The organism is Sphingobium sp. PNB, assembly GCF_019873065.1.
Lineage (GTDB): Bacteria > Pseudomonadota > Alphaproteobacteria > Sphingomonadales > Sphingomonadaceae > Sphingobium > Sphingobium fuliginis.
Window position 1 is genome coordinate 20,978 of sequence record NZ_JAINEZ010000046.1, and the last position, 18,743, is coordinate 39,720.

The 18,743-nt window shown below is 62.1% G+C and carries 16 protein-coding genes; 6 read left to right on the plus strand and 10 right to left on the minus strand.

Translation table 11 applies throughout. The annotated features are described in order from the left end of the window. Positions 1–27: 27 nt before the first annotated feature. The 3 genes from K7W03_RS15880 to K7W03_RS15890 are packed head-to-tail and all read left to right on the plus strand — an operon-like array spanning position 28 to position 4,769. Positions 28–234, plus strand: a complete 207-nt coding sequence (locus K7W03_RS15880) for a hypothetical protein (protein WP_062734569.1) — start codon at positions 28–30, stop codon at positions 232–234. Further along, positions 224–2,593, plus strand: a complete 2,370-nt coding sequence (gene hsdR, locus K7W03_RS15885; protein ID WP_222886771.1) for an EcoAI/FtnUII family type I restriction enzme subunit R — start codon at positions 224–226, stop codon at positions 2,591–2,593. The genes K7W03_RS15880 and hsdR overlap by 11 nt, the downstream gene beginning before the upstream one ends. After that, positions 2,580–4,769 (plus strand): N-6 DNA methylase, encoded by a 2,190-nt coding sequence (locus K7W03_RS15890; RefSeq protein WP_206046217.1) that lies wholly within the window; start codon positions 2,580–2,582, stop codon positions 4,767–4,769. The genes hsdR and K7W03_RS15890 overlap by 14 nt, the downstream gene beginning before the upstream one ends. A gap of 154 nt (positions 4,770–4,923) precedes the next feature. Here the strand turns inward: K7W03_RS15890 and K7W03_RS15895 are convergent, their stop codons facing one another. The 4 genes from K7W03_RS15895 to K7W03_RS15910 all read right to left on the minus strand — a co-directional run bounded on the left by K7W03_RS15895 (position 4,924) and on the right by K7W03_RS15910 (position 10,198). Continuing rightward, on the minus strand, positions 4,924–5,841 hold the full coding sequence (locus K7W03_RS15895) for a ComEC/Rec2 family competence protein (protein ID WP_143840425.1): 918 nt from the start codon (positions 5,839–5,841) through the stop codon (positions 4,924–4,926). A gap of 133 nt (positions 5,842–5,974) precedes the next feature. Then, positions 5,975–6,739: a hypothetical protein gene (locus K7W03_RS15900; protein ID WP_222886772.1), complete on the minus strand. Its 765-nt coding sequence runs from the start codon at positions 6,737–6,739 to the stop codon at positions 5,975–5,977. Next, entirely contained in the window at positions 6,729–9,053 is a 2,325-nt protein-coding gene (locus K7W03_RS15905) for a Mov34/MPN/PAD-1 family protein (protein WP_167381849.1), read from the minus strand. Before K7W03_RS15905 ends, K7W03_RS15900 begins: the two co-directional genes overlap by 11 nt. Continuing rightward, positions 9,050–10,198, minus strand: a complete 1,149-nt coding sequence (locus K7W03_RS15910) for a hypothetical protein (protein ID WP_222886773.1) — start codon at positions 10,196–10,198, stop codon at positions 9,050–9,052. Before K7W03_RS15910 ends, K7W03_RS15905 begins: the two co-directional genes overlap by 4 nt. 169 nt (positions 10,199–10,367) lie before the next feature. Between K7W03_RS15910 and K7W03_RS15915 the strand changes: the two genes are divergently transcribed. The 3 genes from K7W03_RS15915 to K7W03_RS15925 are packed head-to-tail and all read left to right on the plus strand — an operon-like array spanning position 10,368 to position 11,792. Further along, the gene (locus K7W03_RS15915; protein ID WP_143840427.1) at positions 10,368–10,778 is read left to right on the plus strand and encodes a hypothetical protein; all 411 of its coding nucleotides are present in this window, start codon (positions 10,368–10,370) and stop codon (positions 10,776–10,778) included. Then, positions 10,775–11,275, plus strand: coding sequence for a helix-turn-helix domain-containing protein (locus K7W03_RS15920; RefSeq protein ID WP_086491643.1), 501 nt, complete (start codon positions 10,775–10,777; stop codon positions 11,273–11,275). Before K7W03_RS15915 ends, K7W03_RS15920 begins: the two co-directional genes overlap by 4 nt. Before the next feature lie 10 nt (positions 11,276–11,285). After that, positions 11,286–11,792 carry a hypothetical protein gene (locus tag K7W03_RS15925; protein WP_086491644.1) on the plus strand — a complete coding sequence of 169 codons (507 nt, stop codon included), beginning with the start codon at positions 11,286–11,288 and terminating at the stop codon, positions 11,790–11,792. Between the two features lie 269 nt (positions 11,793–12,061). On the opposite strand, the gene K7W03_RS15930 is transcribed toward K7W03_RS15925, so the two are convergent. The 6 genes from K7W03_RS15930 to K7W03_RS15955 are packed head-to-tail and all read right to left on the minus strand — an operon-like array spanning position 12,062 to position 18,665. Beyond that, positions 12,062–12,946, minus strand: coding sequence for an LPD7 domain-containing protein (locus K7W03_RS15930; RefSeq protein ID WP_086491645.1), 885 nt, complete (start codon positions 12,944–12,946; stop codon positions 12,062–12,064). Next, positions 12,936–14,888 carry a type IV secretory system conjugative DNA transfer family protein gene (locus K7W03_RS15935; RefSeq protein WP_086491646.1) on the minus strand — a complete coding sequence of 651 codons (1,953 nt, stop codon included), beginning with the start codon at positions 14,886–14,888 and terminating at the stop codon, positions 12,936–12,938. Before K7W03_RS15935 ends, K7W03_RS15930 begins: the two co-directional genes overlap by 11 nt. Beyond that, complete coding sequence (virB11, locus tag K7W03_RS15940; protein ID WP_086491647.1) at positions 14,872–15,876, minus strand: P-type DNA transfer ATPase VirB11; 1,005 nt, start codon at positions 15,874–15,876, stop codon at positions 14,872–14,874. Before virB11 ends, K7W03_RS15935 begins: the two co-directional genes overlap by 17 nt. Positions 15,877–15,879: 3 nt before the next feature. Further along, positions 15,880–17,109, minus strand: coding sequence for a type IV secretion system protein VirB10 (gene virB10, locus K7W03_RS15945; RefSeq protein WP_086491648.1), 1,230 nt, complete (start codon positions 17,107–17,109; stop codon positions 15,880–15,882). 3 nt (positions 17,110–17,112) lie between these two features. After that, a complete protein-coding gene (gene virB9, locus K7W03_RS15950; RefSeq protein WP_086491649.1) occupies positions 17,113–17,970 on the minus strand; it encodes a P-type conjugative transfer protein VirB9 in 858 nt (285 codons plus the stop codon). Beyond that, positions 17,967–18,665, minus strand: a complete 699-nt coding sequence (locus K7W03_RS15955) for a virB8 family protein (protein ID WP_086491650.1) — start codon at positions 18,663–18,665, stop codon at positions 17,967–17,969. Before K7W03_RS15955 ends, virB9 begins: the two co-directional genes overlap by 4 nt. Positions 18,666–18,743: the final 78 nt, after the last annotated feature.

Here is an 18,743-nt window from a genome sequence, read left to right on the forward strand (position 1 = left end):
GTGTATCCTTTGGTTACACCGGATCCCATGAAGACCAAGGATGCAGGGCTGAGAATCCGGATTGACCGCGAACTCCGCGAGGCGTTTGTGGAGGCGTGTCGCGGCCAAGACAGGCCTGCAGCCCAAGTTCTGCGGGAGTTCATGAGAGAGTACGTAAGCGCCCACGAGCCGCTTTCGAGCAAACATAAGGGGCCTAGGCCGTCGCATGGCAAGGGGACGGCACATGGGCAATGAGGCTGACACCTGCCGCAAGCATGTCGTTCCCAAGCTCCAGGCGGCCGGGTGGGATAACGACCCGCATTCAATTGCGGAACAGCGCAGCATTACGGATGGCCGCGTCATTCCCATGGGCAAGGGCTTTATCCGAAAACCTCCAAAGCGCGTGGACTACCTTCTGCGTCACACGCGCGACTTTCCGATAGCCGTTGTCGAAGCGAAAGCGAGTTACAGAACCGCCTTCGACGCCGTGCAGCAGGCGCGCGAATATGCTGAGATGCTCGGTCTGAAGTTCGCGTATGCGACCAACGGCGCGGACATCATCGAGATCGATTATTTTACTGGGCGTGAAAACCGGATCTCGGCCTATCCTACTCCGGACGAGTTGTGGCAGCGCTATCAGACCGGATCGGGCATCACGGGCATATCGCAGGTCTCCCAGCTTCTTGCGCCCTACAATCACGACGGGGGTAAGGCGCCGCGCTACTATCAGCAGATCGCCATCAACCGTACCATTGAGGCAATCCTAGGCGGCAAGAAACGCGTGCTCCTCACCATGGCGACAGGCACCGGGAAAACCGTCGTTGCGTTCCAGTTATGCTGGAAACTCTGGTCAAGCCGCTGGAACCGGACAGGCGAGCACCGTAAGCCGCGAATTCTCTTCCTTGCCGACCGGAATATTCTGATCGACGATCCCAAGGACAAGACGTTCGCGCCGTTCGGCGATGCGCGCCACAAGATCGCCTCCGGCGAAATCGTCTTCAGCCGCGAGATGTATTTTGCCATCTATCAGGCGCTCGCCGAGGATGAGCGCCGTGAAGGCCTGTTCCGAGATTACCCGTCGGACTTCTTTGACCTTATCATCGTGGACGAATGCCATCGTGGCAGCGCGCGTAATGACAGTTCCTGGCGCGCGATCCTTGAGCATTTCAAGCCGGCCTTTCAGCTGGGCATGACGGCGACGCCGCTGCGCGATGATAACCGCGACACCTATCTCTACTTCGGAAACCCCATTTACGAGTACAGTCTGCGTCAGGGAATCGATGATGGCTTCCTCGCCCCCTATCGTGTGCACCGGGTTGTGACGGCGTGGGATGCCGCCGGGTGGCGCCCCAGCAACGAGGAGCTTGACCGCTACGGCAGATCGATCCCTGACGATGAGTATCAGACCAAGGACTTTGAGCGTGTGGTTGCACTGCGCGCGCGCACCGAGGCTATCGCGCGCCATCTCACGGATTTCCTCAAAAAGACGGATCGCTTCGCTAAAACCATCGTCTTCTGCGTGGATCAGGAGCACGCGGCCGAGATGCGCGAAGCCCTTGTGAACCTCAACTCGGATCTGGTCGCGCAATATCCCGACTACGTGGTCCGTGTGACGGCCGACGAAGGCGCCATCGGACGAGGGCACCTCTCGCGCTTTCAGGACGTTGAAAAGGAATCGCCGGTCATCCTGACCTCATCGCAGTTGCTGACGACGGGAGTTGACGCGCCGACGTGCAAGAATGTCGTGCTGGCCCGCGTCGTCGGATCAATGAGTGAGTTCAAGCAGATCATCGGACGCGGCACCCGGCTGCGCGATGATTACGGCAAGCTGTGGTTCAACATTATCGATTACACCGGGACGGCGACCCGGATGTTCGCTGATCCGGTGTTTGACGGCGATCCGGCGCGCATCACAGAGGAAGAGATCACCGAAGATGGTGAGACGACTTCGGTTACGGAGACGGAATCCCCGCCCGGGGGCGATACTGACGTGCCGGTGGACGGGGAACCTGGCATCATTGAGCCTTCCACAACCGAACCCCGCAAGTTTTACTTCGACGGCGGACATGTTGAAGTGGTGGCACACCTTGTCCATGAGCTTGATCCCAACGGCAAGCAGCTCAGGGTCGTCAAGTACACCGACTATGCCGCCGAAAGCGTCCGGTCGATCGCAACATCAACGGCGGAGCTGCGCTCGCGCTGGGCCGACGCGGACAAGCGCCGTGACATCATTGAGGCGCTCGCCGAGCGCGGGATCGACTTCGGCGAGCTGATCGAACAATCAGGCCAGCCGGACGCTGACCCGTTCGACCTCCTTTGCCATCTTGCCTTTAACGCGCCGTTGCGAACCCGACGGGAGCGCGCGCAGCGCGTGAAGATGGAGCGGAAGGATTTCTTTGAGCGGTTTTCGCCAGAAGCCCGCGAAATTCTTGATGAGCTGCTCGAGAAATACGCGGATCATGGTGATGCGCAATTCGTGTTGCCGGACGTTCTGCGCGTCCCTCCCATTTCCACCCACGGCCAACCCGCGGAAATTATCAGGCTGTTCGGCGGTGCCGATCAGCTCCGCACAGCCGTGAATGACCTTCAGGAATTGCTTTATGGCCACGCGTAAGAAGAAAGCCGGCAAGAACGGCGCGCCGATGACGACGGCGCAGATGCTGGGAAGTCTGCTCAAATCCGCGCGCGATATAATGCGCAAGGACAAGGGGCTTAACGGCGATCTTGACCGGTTGCCCCTGCTCACCTGGATCATGTTTCTCAAGTTCCTCGATGATCTTGAGCAGCAGCGCGAGGACGAGGCGCTCCTCGGAGACAAGAAGTTCAAAGCCGCGATCGAACCGCCATACCGATGGCGGGACTGGGCTGCGCATCCCCAGGGTATCACCGGTGAAGAGCTGCTCGCTTTCATCAACAACGATGAAGCTATCCGACCCGACGGAACGCGGGGGCCGGGCCTATTCGCCTATCTGCGCTCGCTCTCCAGTACAAATGGCGACAATCGCCGTGACGTCATCGCGACCGTCTTTAGAGGCGTCGATAACCGCATGAGAAGCGGCTACCTGCTCCGTGACGTAATCAACAAGATCGGCGCAATACATTTTACATCGTCAGAGGAGTTGCACACGCTGGGCGCGCTCTATGAGTCGATGCTCCGCGAGATGCGCGATGCGGCGGGAGATTCGGGCGAGTTCTACACACCACGCGCCGTCGTCCGCTTCATGATCGATGTCATCGATCCGCGTCTTGGCGAGATCGTCCTCGATCCTGCGAGCGGCACGGGCGGCTTCCTGGTCGAGGCCTACACTCACCTTGAAAAACAGGTGAAGACCGTCGCTGATCGTAATCGCCTGCAATCTGAGACCATCGTGGGCTGCGAGCCAAAATCGCTGCCCTACTTGCTTTGCCAGATGAACTTGCTTCTGCACGGCCTCGACGCGCCGCAGATCGATCCCGGTAACGCGCTCCGCTTCAAGCTCTCCGAGATAGGCGAAAAGGATCGGGTCGATGTGATCCTCACCAATCCGCCCTTCGGCGGCGAGGAGGAAAAAGGGATTCAGGGAAATTTCCCCGACGATCGCAAGACCGCGGAGACGACGCTGCTCTTTCTTCAGCTCATCATGCGCAAGCTGAGGCGCCAGCTTACGATCGCGGGGCGGCCCGCGCGGGCGGCGGTTGTCGTGCCCAATGGCACCCTGTCAGCTCCCGGTGTTGCCACTCGCATCCGGGAAAACCTGCTTGCGGATTTCAGGATCAAGGTAATCGTTCGGCTGCCGCACAACGTCTTTGCGCCTTACACGGACATCAAGTCGAACATCATCATCTTCGAGCGGGGCGAGCCCGCCGACGAGATTTTCTATTGCGAGCCTTCGCTACCCCTTGGCTACACACTCAGCAAGACAAAGCCGCTGCTCTACGAGTGGATGGAGCCGCTCAAGGAGTTGATCGAAACCCGCAAGGAAACGGAAAGCTCGTGGTCGGTCAAACGCTCGGAGCTGGACGCGAACCTCAATCTCGACATCAAGAATCCGCGGCGCCAGCTCGTGTCACTGGAGGATCGCGGCGATCTTTCGGTGCTCGCCGCGCAACTGCGGTCATTCGCGGACGAAGCCGACTCAATCCATGCAGACCTTGACGAGACGCTCAAGCTCTTAAGCGAAGCTCCCCTTGAGTTGATTGGCAAATATACAGCTGATTCCGATGAACGCATTGGCAGTGATTACAGCGACGAACTCACCCTCGTCGGCGTTTCCGCCGAAGAGGGCCTGACGAGTCCTAAGACGGCGATTGGCAAATCGCCCGGACGTTACAAGGTTTTGAGAACCGGTTACCTTGCCTACAACCCCATGCGCATCAACATCGGCTCGATCGGCGTTGTCCGGGATTCATCGCAGGAAGGCATCACCAGTCCCGATTATGTTGTTTTTTACTGCAGTCCCGATCTTCTGCCGGAGTACGTCTATCATTACCTACGCAGCGAGGCTGGAAGGCACGAGATCAACCTCAAAACGAAGGGTTCTGTCCGCTTCAGGCTCTATTACGAGCAGCTCGCGCAGATATCGATCCCCGTGCCCACTGACGTTGCGATTCAGCAGCGTTTTGTGAATGCCTGCAACAGGCTCGAAGGCCTCAGACGCATGGTCTCCTCATCGGAGGGCTCGGTCGGCGACTGCCTCAATGCCGCGACTCGTGCGGCTTTTCTTCCACACAATTCCGACCAGAACCTTCTAGCGCAATTGGCCGAAAGGGAAGCGTCAGATGACGCCGATGTCCACGAGGAGGCAGCGTGACGGGGAGCCGACAGTCGGGAGAACACGCCGCCATTTGCGTGAGCTCGCACGGAGATGGGCGTGCCGGGTGCGCGAGCAGCAGCGGAACAACGTTCCCGGCGCGATGATGCCGATGATCTCGGAAGGATCGAACCCCTTTACCGTATCCGCCCGGCTAGCGCCCGACGAAACCGGCGAGCGTGTTCGGCGCGGGCAGTCCGAAGACCTGGCCAAGCGCCGCCGGCTGGGGCGCGAGCAGGCGCTTCGAGGGCGTGACGAGATAGTTGCCCTCGGCCGTGACATCGATGGTGAGCGTTCCGTCGCGCCGCGTGGTCATAACGCGGCGAAGCGGCTGCCGGAGCGATTCTGCGGGCTTCGACCAGTCGGGGATTCCGATCGCCCGGTTCGCATACCAGCCGAGGGTTTCTTGGGTGCCATATTGCTTGGGACCATCGGAGAAGATGACGAGTTGCGGCCGGCAGAGCCGGAAGAGTTCATCACAGCAGCCATTCTCGCGGCCGTGGTGCGAAGCGACATAGACGTTGACGGTCGGTAGCATCGCGCGGAAGGCAGGGCGTTCAAGCAGCTTACGCCAGCCGGCACGTTCGAGATCCCCGCCGAACAATATGGTGAAACCGCCGAAGCATACGAATACGGCGAGGCTGAGATTGTTGGTGTCGTCGAAGTCGATGCCATAGCAGTTCCAGAAGGCGTGCCACTGCACGCCGCCGAGGTTATGCGACCAGTCGCCGATCATACCGTCCCCGAAATGCTGGAGGATGGCGGTCGCCGCGTTAACGCCATCGCGCATCCCGCACTCGGCCTTCATTGATCGGAGCGCGCCGGCGCTGACCGTTGAATTGCTGACAATTGCACCGAGCGGACAGTTTCGCCATACATAGGGCAGATCCTCGCAATGATCTTCGTCGAGGTTCATTAGCACCAGCGTGTCGATGCGCTTGCCATGATAGGCTACTGATGGAAACCAGGCCCGTTCGACGCTGAGGCCGCAATCAAGCATCAGACGATGACCTTGAGGCCCGGAAATCACCGTGCAGCCGCCGTGGCCCACGTCATGAATATCGATACGCATTATGGCCCCCGATCGCCCTTCAGCATGTTCCGTTCAACTTGGTTGACTCTCTCGGCATTCAAGCCGTCTCACAAGTTCTGTTCCTGTATTGTCCATTGAGTCTTCCGTTCGCGTGATTTGCCGCTGATCTGCACTAGCTGCCCGACAGCACCTGCGCGTAAGCAGTGGCACCGGTAAGCTCGCATTGTGCCAGCAGCCGCTGACCGTAAGCGAGTGAGGCATCCTCGACGAATGGCTTGGTGATATAGAATATCCAGATCAGCGCCACCAATGCCAGCCCTCCGCCGAGCACGACCCCCGTCTCGAGCTTTGGCGATGTCCATCCACCCCACCAGACGAGTGCAACATCGGCAGCGAGCGCGACGGCCAAGATGATGAGCGCGAACGGCTTGAGACCCCTCAGATTTCGCCGGAAACCATAAGCTATGTTCTCGTCGAGCAGCAGCGACTTGCTCGCATTCTGCCGCGTATGTTCGAGCAGCCAGATAACCGCCGACAAATATTGATCATGCGCTTTTGCGGCGTCGCGTCGTTCCTGCTGCACTGTCGGCAGAACAACGCCGTGGCTGGAGAGATAGGCATGGTAACGGGCCTTCGTCGCCGCCGGCAGGGTTGGATCGTCGTAGCTGAGGAGCTTAGCGCTATGCGATCGACCAATCGCCGACTTCCAGCGATCTTCAAGCCGGCGACCACGTTGACGCGCAAGCTGCGCCAACAGAAAGGTCACGCCACAGGTAACAAGCAGCGATGCCAAGGCGCCGAACAGGCTCCAGATCTTCGGATACCAGATCGCGACCAAAACCAACATCGGGAGGATCGTGAACAGCGCCGGCCTCAACCGCGCATTGCGATCATAGCGATCGAAATTAAGCTCCTTCATAATTGCTTCAATCGCCATCGCCATCCCTCCCATTCGCCGCCGCAATTGACAGTATTTCGGCCCCCCCCACGGCTTCGGCCGTCAATGCTGTGTAACCGGTGGGTGTATGAATCAACATCAGCAGCGGACCCAACTGGGCCATTGCCAGTATGGCGCCCGTCGCGACATCGGTTCCGGATGGACCACCCGGTTGCAGATGACTGTGCCAGGTCCCGACAACCTGCAGCGTTCCGCGGCTCGATTGAACCACTGCATCGATCAACGCCTTGAGCCCGCGCGTTCCGAGCACAAATTCGGCCGGAGACCGTGTGCTGTCCTCCGGCGCCGGCAGGACGTCGACAATCTGAAAGCAATTGCCGATCTGCGAATAGCGCCCGATCAAGACACCGCCGGTCTCTACGCTCTGCCAGCGCTTGATGTCCGCCTCGATCGCGGCGTCGACCCGGGGATGAATCCGGATCGCTGGCTGATCAGGGGTTGCTCGCTCCACCACGATCCACGGCGCTATCGCAATCCGTGACCAGTGCTGACTCATTCCGTCATCGCCCAGCCGCCCCAGGCGGACCTCGCCGCACAACGGTAAGGCGTTACGCTGGATCTCGGCGATCGCCATCGCCATGGATGCGGTACATGCCGAAAGTTGTGCGTCTGACAGCTTAAAGGACAGCGTCGAACAACCCTGACCGATCTGGATCGCTTCCGCCTCGGCACTGAAGATGACCTCTGCAAGCTCGTTGTCCTCCCGGATGACGTTGTACGCCTCGGCCATCAGGTCGCTGGCGTTGGGATTTGCGCCCGGCCCTTCGATCCCCAGGAACGCGGCTCTGCCCGCGCCCAGCAGGCAGGCCTCGACGAGGCGCGGCCGGTCAACCCAATCCGTATGCGCATAGGCTTCCCGGACCACCGCCGAACCCGTGGTGTTGACGATCATGGTCGTCCCCGTGGGCGAAAGCGCGGTGCGGCCGTCCGCGTGGAGCGGCAGTGCAAGCGCGTCCACGTCGAGCCGCGTTGGTTCGGGGCCGAGACTGGCCACCATCTCTGCGACGCTGTAAGTCTTCGAAATCATATATAGCGAATGCCGCTCGCCATCGAAGGGCAGCGCGGCATGCCGCGCGAAATTGTGCGGCTCGAGGAGATCACGATCAACCAGGACGCCCGGCGGGCGGCCGGTTCGCGTCAGGTGGAGCGCGAGCTTCGACCCCACGCTGCCGCAACCGATCAACGTCCATGGCAGAATGGGTGCCGCAGGATCGTCCCCCGAGGTACGCCGCAGCACCGCAGCCGATGGGGTATCACGATGGCCCAATAGGCGAACCGCGGTTTGCGGATTGAGGAGGTCGCCGCCCTTGCCGACTTCAACCAGATAGCCGCAGGTCTCGATGATGCTTCCCGTCCCGACCACGGGATAGGGCCGACGCGGCAACAGCAACATCACGACCGGGACAATGATGTCGATCGGCTGCGCGGTGAGGCGCGATGCGACATGGTTGAGCTTCGCATCGAGAAACTCCAGGCACCCATAATCTGCGGCACGCGCCCGCAGATCGGCCAGCGTTGCGACGTCCTCGGGCCGATAGCGATCGGCCACCTGCAGCTGACCGTCAGGTGCCCTGCCAGCCCAGGCCGCAATCGCAAGGCCCATGCCGCTGTCCTCGTTGGGCCTGAAGCCTCGCCGCGCAAATAACCGGGTGTCGTTCGGGCCGAACGGGCGCGGTTCGACCGGAATATGCAGCCGATAATGGCCGATCTCTCCGCGGGTGTAGATGTACGCGCTCATCATATAGGCGGCGCCGCCCTTGCGCTCGACCAAAGCATGCAAGGCTGCTGAATCGACGACCGCGACGTCGTGGATATGGTCGCGCCGGACCGCCTCCCAGCCCGCCGCGGGGTTGTTGAGCTCAAGCGCGGAAGCCTTTTCCAGCCACTCGACCAGCTGATCGATCAACCCGATGAACCCGCGCGTCTGGATCAGTTCGCGCGGACTTCCTGCGACGAGGCAGGGGACCGGCGCCGCACCGGCGCGCGCTGGGTTGAGGTGCGGATGTGACCGATCGAAATCGGCCCGCAGTTCGACGGCCGGCGCCGACAAGGGATAGAGCGATGGGAACTTCAGTATCACCGTTTCGACCACCCTGACCCCGGCAGGGCTCTGGCCGACCGCGCGCCACGTTGCCGGCATCTCGGTGCGAATGTCGATCGCGCAGGCGATCTCGCCGCCTGCACAGGCGTCGATATTTATGCGAACGACCGATGGATGCACGCTGGCCTGGCGCAGCGCGCGGGCGACCGGGATGGGGATCGGCGCCGTGGGCGCTGCGCTCGAAGCGGTCACCCGTGCGCCAGCGCCTCGGAGCCAACCCCGGTCGCATACAGCCCGGCGGCGATCAGGCTGGCGCGCTTGAGCTTGGGGCCGGCCCAATTGGTCTCGATCACCAACGGCTCATCGCCGCTGCCATCCGAAACACAACGAAACTCGCCCCCTACCGGTTTCACCATCGCGACATATTCGCGCTTCGCGCGGATGCACGGCGGATCATTGTCGTCATCCTTGATGGGGCAGGAGCTGGCGATCACGATCGCGCCCGGACGGGCCTGTCCCAACGCGGACCGTGCGTCGGGCGACACCTTCGCCTCCTCTCTTTTCTTGGACCAGCTGTCCCACGACAGGCTATGCCACGAGCAATGGTGCGGCGCGATAAGGATGTCGTAGGCCAGCACGTCGGGAGTCCACTTATGCTTCGCCCACAACCTCTCCCAGATCGCTACCTCGGCGTCGCCGCCGACGAGATAGCGCGCGGCCTGCGGCTGGGTGCCGGACGCGAGCGTCAGCTGTACGATGACGCTCGAATCATTCTTCGATAGCACCTCTTCCTCGGCATCGTCCGCCGGCGGGAGCGGCCCCAAAAGCCGCGCCGAAAAGCTGCTGTCATAGACGCCGTCGATCGTCGAGAAGGTCTCGTCGACGTTGATCAGGATCGCACCAAGAGCATCCGTCTTGCCGTCGATATCCTCGCCCAGGATCTTTATCCGGTCGCCAGCATTCGCGAACCCCCAGTGCTTGAAATAGGCGACCCGGCGCCGTGCTTCCGTCGCCCACGCGGCGGCGTCATCGCACAGCACATGCGACTTGCGGTTCGCGCGGCGAAAGATGATCGGCGAGGACCACATTTCGCGGATGAGTATCTTGTCGTTGGATTTCGACCAGCTTTCTGGCGTCCCGAGGTGGAAATGGTTGCGCAGACCGGTGACGTGGTCGGCATCGGGATGTGTCAGCAGGAAGGCGTCGACATAGAGGCGACCGGCCGCATCTGTCTTGAGCCTGCTGCGCAGCTGCGCCGCGACATCGGCCGCCTCGCCATCGGGATCATCCGCATCGGCGCGGATGCGTATGTCGATCAGGATCGTGCGTCCGCTTTCCAGTTCGACGAGGGTCATGTCGCCGTTGCCGGCTCGGAAGTGGGTGGTGGTTGCCGCCATTTCTATATTCCCTTTCAATCGCTTGCGCTTCGGCGGCGCCCCGTCTCCCTGCCGCGGGAGCGTCGTCTCAACATTATATATACCTAATGTTAACCAGAAAATCTAGCATGATGGATTGCGCTGGACCCTGATGGCCTTAAGTTATACATTAAGTGCTCCGAGGTGACGATTGGATGCGGAAGAGCGCATTGCTGGTGAACTATATGAGGTCCGGTTGTCTGGCCGCCGCTGGCGTATCGCCATGCGGAAATCCGACTGGGACCATCTCAACACCGCCATTCCGGCCGATGCCCATTTTCGCTTGCGCAGCGCTCTCGACCATTTTTGCGCACATGGCGGCGACAATCTGCCCGAGCAGCTTTTTCACCCCGTCCCCGGCGCGCAATCCGCGAGGCTGGAGGAGTTTGTCGCGTTCGGCGTCCATGTGATCGGTCGACGCGCCACCGAAGATCCAATCCGAACATTCTTTGTAACGGAAGTGCGCTCGTCGGCCAGCGAACCCGCGCCGGCGGCAACGCCGCAGGCGGTTCAGGGCGACCTGCCGTTCCATCACACCCATTCGAGAGGAGCAGAACGATGAAATCAGACAAGGCAAACAGCATTAGCCAATGCGATGCCGATGCTTATGCCGCGAAAGCGGCGGAGGCCGCGTTCATCCTACTTGCGCAGACCGAGATGCAAAAGATCATGAACCGCAAGGGCCTGCGCTATCGCGACCTGTCGCGGCGGATGGGGGTCACCGAAGCCCGCATCAGCCAGATGTTCGGAGACACGGCCACCAACCTGACGATCAAGACAGTCGCCCGCGTGTTCCATCACCTGGGCGAGACAGCCTATTTGACGACACTCGAGGAGTTTGAACGGCAGCTCGCAGAAGCGCGGGGCGCGCACACCGACGACAATGCGCACCGGTGGACGGTTGTCGGGCTCGAGTCGGATAAATTCCAGATGGCGGGCGACGTCGCGCTCGCCGATGCGCCAACGGCCGCCGACGTATCAGCATCGAACCGTTCTTTCGAGCGCTGGCTGCGCGCGGAAGCAGCGCTACCCCGGCGCACCGCCGCCGCGGCCGCTTGAGGAGCGCGACTTGGCTCAAGATCCTCACGCAGCCGATGCCACCGTCTACAATAATCTGGTTTCGCGCGCGCATCTCCGGACGATCCGACTGACCACCAGCAAGTTCGAACTTAAGCCCGAGGCCCTCGGGCTCGATCCTGATGGCTGGCGCAACGGAATCAGCGCTGCCTTGGCGCAAAGCTTCCTCGAAGCGGAGTCGGGATCACTTTACGGCATATTTGTGTTCGACGTAGTCTGCCGTCAGGGGCGAAAGCGCGTGCTCGGCATTAATGCGACCTATCTGACCAACTACCGAGTAGAAGGAGATTGCGACGATAAGACGTGCGAGCTCTTTCTCGAGCGTGTCGGGAAGATCGCCACCTATCCCTATTTCCGGACGCTTGTCGCGACCCTGACCTCGCAGGCCGGGCTGCTCATGCAGCCCTTGCCAATCATGGGAGTTGCGCCGCGAAGCATTGAGGGCGCAAGCATCATGGATGACATACGAACGCGAAAACCCGCCTTACCGAAAAGTTGAGCCAGCTCACGGACAGCCGTATCGTCGAGCCACACGCCTAGAAGACGAGTATCACCGTTTGTTCGCAATTGCTGAAGACGTGCTGCTCGTACGTGAGCGCGAAGCTGCTGCAGGGCCTGCTACGGGCTCTACAGCACCTTACCGAAACCAACCTCCTAATTCCCAAAGGTCCCAAAGGTCCAACAAGACCGACGAACGCGGCAAACGCCGAAATGCTTGACGGAGCGTTTGTCAGCTACTGAATATGGCTTGGAACGAGGCGAAGGCGCCTATCGGGTGCGAGACCGCTGGATAGGTGGGTGAACCTTCGACGATTCCTGTCGGGTGGACACGATGTCAATGGGCTTTCGGTCACGCATTTCCCTGACCATGGCAGGGCGAATTTGATCACCTCGGTCGACGTGGTTTTGCAGTTTCGTGGTCGCGACCTTCATAACACGCGAGATCGCTTCGGGATTGTCGAACAATGCGGTTCGCACGACCGCCTCGATGATCCGCAGCTGACTTTGCGCGGCTCGCTCGTTTCTGTCTCCGGACGCCGCAGGTCGGGATCGCGCCGGTCGCTCGCGAGCCTGTGACTGATCTCGGCCGGACTCCAGGCTGATTGATGGAACAGCAGCCGGCGCGATACTGTTGCGGCTCTTGTCTCGCCGAAGTCGATCCAATTCTTGTAGATCGCGTTCGTTCGGCCGATATCCTCGTACTTCCAAGCCTTGGCGACTGGCCTCGAGCCACGCTGCCCGGCGAAAGGCTTCGCTGCCAGTGACATGAACATTTGACCACCCGCGATGCCGGGCGATGGCGACGAGATCACGCACGACCTCCTCACTCTCGCTCGAGGTGACAAGACGCCGTCCTTGGTCCCGAAATGCAGGCTCCTTCGCCTGGGCCGTCGTGAAGTAGGCCGGTTCGCCCGACCATTTGCCGGTCGACGAAAAGTAGCGCTTTTGCAGGGGCTCCGGTATGTCGCCGGCAGAAATTGATCGGGGCTGAACCCCCGCCCGCTCCTTGCCTTTGTCAGAGGTGCCGGGATCCTTGGGAATGTCGTCACGCGTGTCTTTCCCAGAACGCGGTACGGACTGACCTTCACCAATCGAAATGGCATTGGCGCGCTTCCTGGCGCCCCGCGAATTCTCGGGCTTCTCAGCGGACATGAGCTGTCCTTTCCTGGATAATGGATGTGGATGGCTGCCCGACCGGTGGCAAAAGTGCCCGCTCGACCATCGCCGACACGAAGGCGATCGCGGCGGCCTCGTCGCCCGGGGGCGGCAGTTCGGCCAGGTCGCCCAGAACCAGCATGTCATCCGTGATTTCGGCCGCACCTGCCAGCTCGGCGTCGGTCATTTCCCGCATCACAATTTCCTCCTGTATGGTCCCGCCCGAGCTTGTCGCCGGCTGCTGTGAGACCCCGCTCAGACCGGGTGTGCCAGCGCCCTGCCGCGCAGGTGGGGAAAGCATTGCCGCGATTGGACGGGCGGACGGCACAGGCGGAGCAACCACCCGCCGCGTGAAGCGCGGCATCCGGTAATAGGCGATCTTGCGCCCTCGAATTGGGGGGATGCCGGCGCGAAGGAGCAGGAGCTCGTTCTTCGGCAGCTGCATGAGCTCTTGCGGCAGTAGGAGCGCGCGGCGCTGATCAGATTCCGAGATGCTCCGGTTCGCCAGTAGCCCGTGGATGGTACGGCTGCGGGATTTCACGTTCATCGTGAAAAAGCCGAGCCGTTCGGAAAGTTCGTTCGCGACCTTTAGCTCCTTGGGCGTGAAGACAACCTCAAGGCCGCAATTGGCGATAATCTCGTCGGTGACATCGGGACCGTAGATTGCGCGAAGCTGGGATCGGCTCTGAATGACCGGAACCAGGCGCAGGCCATAGCCGGCGACGTAGGAGAAGCCGCTCGCAATCACCGAGGCTTTTCCGAGCCTGGCGAACTCGTCGAGCAGGACCAGGACCGGGACATTGCTCGCGTCCTCAGGAAGGTCGCGGGTGTTGAGATCCACGAGTTGCTGCAGGAACAGACTGTAGATCGGCGCGATGCGGTCGATATTGTCAGGCGACACGCCAAGGTAAATCGACATGCGCCGACGCCGCACCTCGCGCAGGTCGAAGTCGCTCTCCGAGGTGGCGGTATCGACCATGGGGTTGAGCCAGAGATTGAGCCGTGCGGTGATGGTCTGCTTGATCCCGGAAAAGGTGTTGTCCGAGGCCGAGGTGAAATCCTGGATCGCGGACACGCAAGCTTGGCTGAGGCGCTGGCCCACCCTGCGGGCTTCCTGAAGCGCTGCGGGAAGATCGCTCTTGGGATCGCCAGTCGTGAGGCGGCGGTATATCTCGCCGATGGTGAAGGGCAGGCCCGGGTTGGATGCGACCAGGGCGCCGACGCCGACAAAGGCCGCTCGCGCAGCTTCCGCCCAGAAGGGATCGGATCGCTCCGGCGCGGGGAAAAGCATGCCCGCGATCTTCTGCAGCTCGTTGACGACCTCGATGTCATCAGTCCGCCTGATGTGCGCCAAGGGGTTGTACCGCGCCGTCCGGCCCTCCGCGTCGAGCGGATCGAACAGATGCACGGCCTGGCCGGCACGCGCACGATACCCCGCGCTTGCGCCCCAGTTCTCCCGTTTCACGTCGAGCACGACCACCGAATCTGGCCAGGTCAGCAGATTGGGAATGACGACGCCCACGCCCTTGCCCGCGCGTGTGGGCGCCTCGAGCAGAACATGTTCGCTCCCGCCGAATATCAGGAAACGTCCAGCCTTGCGGCCGACAACGATGCCGGCAGCGGCGCGAAGGCCCTCCCGCCGGATCTCGCCTTCGCGCGCAAACCGCGCGGTGCCGTGCAATGCCGGCCCGCGGCGCAGAATCCCGATTGCGAGGAGCCCGACCACAACAGCGCCCGCCAGCGCCCCGCGCTTTAACCAAAGAATAAGCAGCGGGTCCGCCCGATAGTACCACAACCACGCGGGCAAGGCCGTGATGTCGGTGTTGGGGCCGAGCTGGCCCATCCCAAAGAGGGCAACCAGCACGGCGATGGCGCAGCACAATAAGATGCCGCCGGCAACGGACAGGCCGATGATCCAGAAGTTACGCTGCACCGGCATCGCCCACCTTCGGGTGGAAGTAGACCTCTTCGACCTCGAAGCGGCCGCCATGGCGCCGGGTCTGGACGACCACATCGATGAGCATGCGCAAAAGTCCGCGGATATCATCGCGCGCGAGATCGCGGCCGCCCTCGGATTCCTTGACGAGCAATGTCAGCTGCTCGAAGGCGCCCGCGGCCGAACCGGCGTGCACCGTGGTGATCGAACCAGGGTGCCCCGAGTTGACGTTGCGCAGGTAGAAGAAGGCGGTGCCGTCGCGCAGCTCCTGTAACAGGATGCGGTCGGGGCGCATGCGCAGCGCGCTCTCGAGCAGCTGCTTGGGACCGACCTTTGCAAGGCCCTGCCCTTCGCTCGAATAGACCATGTGAACGACATTGCGATGGGGCACGATGAGTTCGCGCGTGTCCTCGATCGTAAGCAGCCGCTCGTCGGGCGGGATGAGCTGGATGAGTGCTTTCGCCAAGGTCGTCTTGCCGGACCCGGTTGCGCCGCTGACCAGGATATTCTTGCGCGCGGCGACCGCGACCTTGAAGAAGGCCGGCCAGTCGCCCGCGTCGCGAAGTGCCACCAACTCAGTGTCGGTTTCGGTAAGGCCCCGGGCGCTCGCGCGCGTCGTGTCAAAGAGGCCAGCGCGCGCGAGCTGGTCGATCGGCAGGGTTACGGTCGAGGGCTTGCGTATCGTAAAGGACGGGCAGCCGCTCGGCGTCACCGACGGGATCACGATCTGGCAGCGCTCGCCGCCTGGAAGGACGGTCGAACAGATCGGCGTCTGCCCATCGATGTCCTGGTGCGTGAAGCTTGCCGCGGCCACGGCGAGCGTTCCAAGCCACTCGCTGTCGAGTTCGGACAGCTCATGCCATCGCCACCCCTGCCGGTCCTCGACCCCCGCCTCGCCCGGGCGGTTGATGACGAGCTCGGTCACATCATCCGGCTCCAGCAACGGAAGAAGCGGTTCAAGATAATGGCGAAGGACGGCGGTATCGCGCATGGCTTACCGCCGCAGCTCCAGATTGTAGACATCGGCGAAGTTGAAGTCCTTTGCGACGAAGATACCGACCTCCTCGCCCTGGTTCTTTTTCAGCACCGGCCGGATGTTGATGTTGTTCTGGAGCGCGATCGCGGCCCCTTCGCTCGGCGCGCGCGTGACATTGTTGAAATTGCCGTTGCCGCTCGATGCGGCCTGCCCGGCAATATAGGCGGCGTCATCGACGAGCGAGAGCAGGAGCGCGCCGCCGAACCGTGCCCAGAAGAAGCTGTCGACCGCTCCGGCGAGCCCGGCGCGGCCGAGCGCGTCTGACCCAGGCGAGGCAAGGTCGATGCGGACGCCTTGTGGCGTCACCGCCCGGGTCCAAAGCACAAAGAGGCGGTTCTGCCCCTGTTGGATGCCCCCGCGATACTCGCCGAGCACGCGCGTGCCCTTTTCCATGAGCACGACCCGGCCATTCTCGGAGTACACGTCCCGTGGAATCAGGCAGGACGTGTATCCAGGCTGCGCGGAATTGATGGCCGTCTGAAGGGTACAGGGGATCAATGTCCCTGCGGTGATCAGAAAATTGCGATTGGGGAGCATCGAGGCTCGCGCTTCGCCTACGGCTGAGCTTTGTCGCAGCAAATCCAGCGCATTGGGCGCACCGCCCTCAGCGCTCCCTAGCGTTCCTGAATTTTCGGTCGGTTGCGCGCCCGAGGCCGCCGCCGCCGGACCTTGCGAGGTCTCCCCACCGAGATCGCGCCCGCCATAGGCGATGAGTGTCGATCGTCGCGCCTGGTCGGCCAGGTTCGGCCGGGCGCCCGTCCCTCCTGTCGGTCCTGGCGCCGCACCGGGCTGCATGGCAGGGACGATCTGACCGTCGGGGCCAGGAACCCCTGCTGCAGGATTGAGCACCGGTGCGTTGGGGTCGTTCCCCGCAGCGCCCAGCGGTCTCGGCTGCGGCGCGACCGCCGCGTAATCGACGGTTTCCCGCGCCACGATATCGCGCCGCTCTTGGGCCGCCCCGCCCGGTGCAGTGAGGTCACGATTGGAGGCCTGTTGGCTCGTTCCGGAATTAACCCACAGGATGCCGAGTACCATCGCCGTGCCGGCAAAGATGAGGGCGGTATTGCGCTTGGAAGGCGTCATCCCCCCGATCGGCTCGATTCCCCGCTCGTGAAGGATTTCGTCTTTTTCCGGCGTGAGATCGGCGCTCGGCAGAGGGCGCGAAACGGAGGATGGATCTTCGACCATGGCTCATTCCTGCGGATGTGTGATGGTGCGCTCGACATGGGGCGACCCGGTGTTCGTCCAATGATCGACCCCATAGGGTTCTGGCGCCTGATTATAGATGCACAGCACCTCGCCGCCTCGCCGAAGGCGGAGCTGACGCGCCACGAGATGGACGACGACGAATTCGTCGCGGACGTCGAAGGGGACCAGCGTCTCAGACCCGTCCGGTCGCACGAGATAAATGGCCGGGACCTCGCGGTTTGCCGGGAACCGCAGCACCGTGAACTGACCGTTGTCGGAGACCTCCGACGGCTGAAGGTCGCCGGAGCCCTGCACCTTGTAGTTCATGTTGCGAGGCCCCTCGACGACCGCATGATCGAGGGCGCCGCGAACGGCCCGGCCCTCCAAGGCCGCTGCCTGCATGGCAATCTGTGCAGCCCTGAGACGCTCGGCGCGGTCGGCGTCGTCCCTGGGATATCGGAACCGCACCTGAAAATAGGCTTGGCCGTTGCGGCCCGTGATCGGACCGCTGCGAGCGGTCAACTCGAACGCATAGCTGCGCAATTCGCCTCCGCGCGACGTGGTGACGATGAGATTGGTCGGTCCGGCACGCTCCCGCGGCTTGAGGAACAGGATGTGCCCGGCGACGGCGACCTCCCAAGATATGGTGTCGCCCAGCGCGACGTGCTGGATCGTCTCATCGTCGCTCAGGACAATCTGTGTTGCGGTCCGGAACGTGCCGACGATCCGATAGACCTCGGCCTCTTCATATTCGACGAACTTGACGCGCGGGTCGGACGGACCACCTCGCGGAACTTCGACAGCGTGCGCCGCCGACACAGGCACCAGCGCGCAAATGATGGCGGCGGAGAGCGCCCTCATCGGATCACCTCCGGATCGGCACGATAGTTTTCGACCTGGAATCCCAGCGGGTTCCGGTAGCGATCGCCTTCCGCCATGGGCGCGTTGGCGTAGGCGAACGTGATCGTGGCGATCCAATCGCTGTTCTGAGTGTCGGTCTCGGTCTGGACTGTCCGCGTGAACCGCACATTGGCGACGCGATCGTTGATGAAGGCGATGTTGCGCACACGCGCCTGCACGACCGCATTCTTGCCCCAGACATTCTGGGGACTCGCACCATTATTGCTGCTGTAGAAGCGTGCCCAGCGCTGCTGTTCGGTCGGTTGCGAAAGGATCGTCACGAACCGAAAATTTTCTTCGGCCGCTGCCGGGATCCAGCTTTCGCGGGTTCTCACATACTGGGCGAGGAAGTATTTGGTGACCGCCTCATCGTAGCGCATCGGCCGCTGGGTGAGCGCGGTCTGGACATCTACCGCGCCGGTGGTCTGGTTGACGCGAATAACATAGGGCACGACAGTCTTGAGAGGCGTCAGAGCCGCAACTGCGAAGATCGATGCTGCGGCCAGGAGTGAGGCGATGGCCGCGATGCTCCAAGCGATGCGGGTCGAGCGCAGCGCGTTCCGGATCCTGTCCTGATCCCAGCTTCGTGCGTCCCGGAAATAGCGCTGCAGCCCCGACGCCGGCACCGCCTCCGAACGGTCATCAGCAACTCGCATAGTGCGGTCCCCTTGGTGCAAACGAGATCTTGTCGTCCGAGGTAGACGGCGACGGCACGGCGGGCGGCGGGGGCGGAT

Bases quoted from the DNA above. Each gene is read 5' to 3' on its own strand.
- K7W03_RS15920 (WP_086491643.1), top strand. From the start codon at position 10,775: ATGAAATCAGACAAGGCAAACAGCATTAGCCAATGCGATGCCGATGCT.
- virB10 (WP_086491648.1), bottom strand. From the start codon at position 17,109: ATGGTCGAAGATCCATCCTCCGTTTCGCGCCCTCTGCCGAGCGCCGAT.
- virB11 (WP_086491647.1), bottom strand. From the start codon at position 15,876: ATGCGCGATACCGCCGTCCTTCGCCATTATCTTGAACCGCTTCTTCCG.
- K7W03_RS15955 (WP_086491650.1), bottom strand. From the start codon at position 18,665: ATGCGAGTTGCTGATGACCGTTCGGAGGCGGTGCCGGCGTCGGGGCTG.
- K7W03_RS15900 (WP_222886772.1), bottom strand. From the start codon at position 6,739: ATGGCGATTGAAGCAATTATGAAGGAGCTTAATTTCGATCGCTATGAT.
- K7W03_RS15935 (WP_086491646.1), bottom strand. From the start codon at position 14,888: ATGCCGGTGCAGCGTAACTTCTGGATCATCGGCCTGTCCGTTGCCGGC.
- hsdR (WP_222886771.1), top strand. From the start codon at position 224: ATGGGCAATGAGGCTGACACCTGCCGCAAGCATGTCGTTCCCAAGCTC.
- virB9 (WP_086491649.1), bottom strand. From the start codon at position 17,970: ATGAGGGCGCTCTCCGCCGCCATCATTTGCGCGCTGGTGCCTGTGTCG.
- K7W03_RS15930 (WP_086491645.1), bottom strand. From the start codon at position 12,946: ATGTCCGCTGAGAAGCCCGAGAATTCGCGGGGCGCCAGGAAGCGCGCC.
- K7W03_RS15910 (WP_222886773.1), bottom strand. From the start codon at position 10,198: ATGGCGGCAACCACCACCCACTTCCGAGCCGGCAACGGCGACATGACC.
- K7W03_RS15895 (WP_143840425.1), bottom strand. From the start codon at position 5,841: ATGCGTATCGATATTCATGACGTGGGCCACGGCGGCTGCACGGTGATT.
- K7W03_RS15880 (WP_062734569.1), top strand. From the start codon at position 28: ATGAAGACCAAGGATGCAGGGCTGAGAATCCGGATTGACCGCGAACTC.
- K7W03_RS15890 (WP_206046217.1), top strand. From the start codon at position 2,580: ATGGCCACGCGTAAGAAGAAAGCCGGCAAGAACGGCGCGCCGATGACG.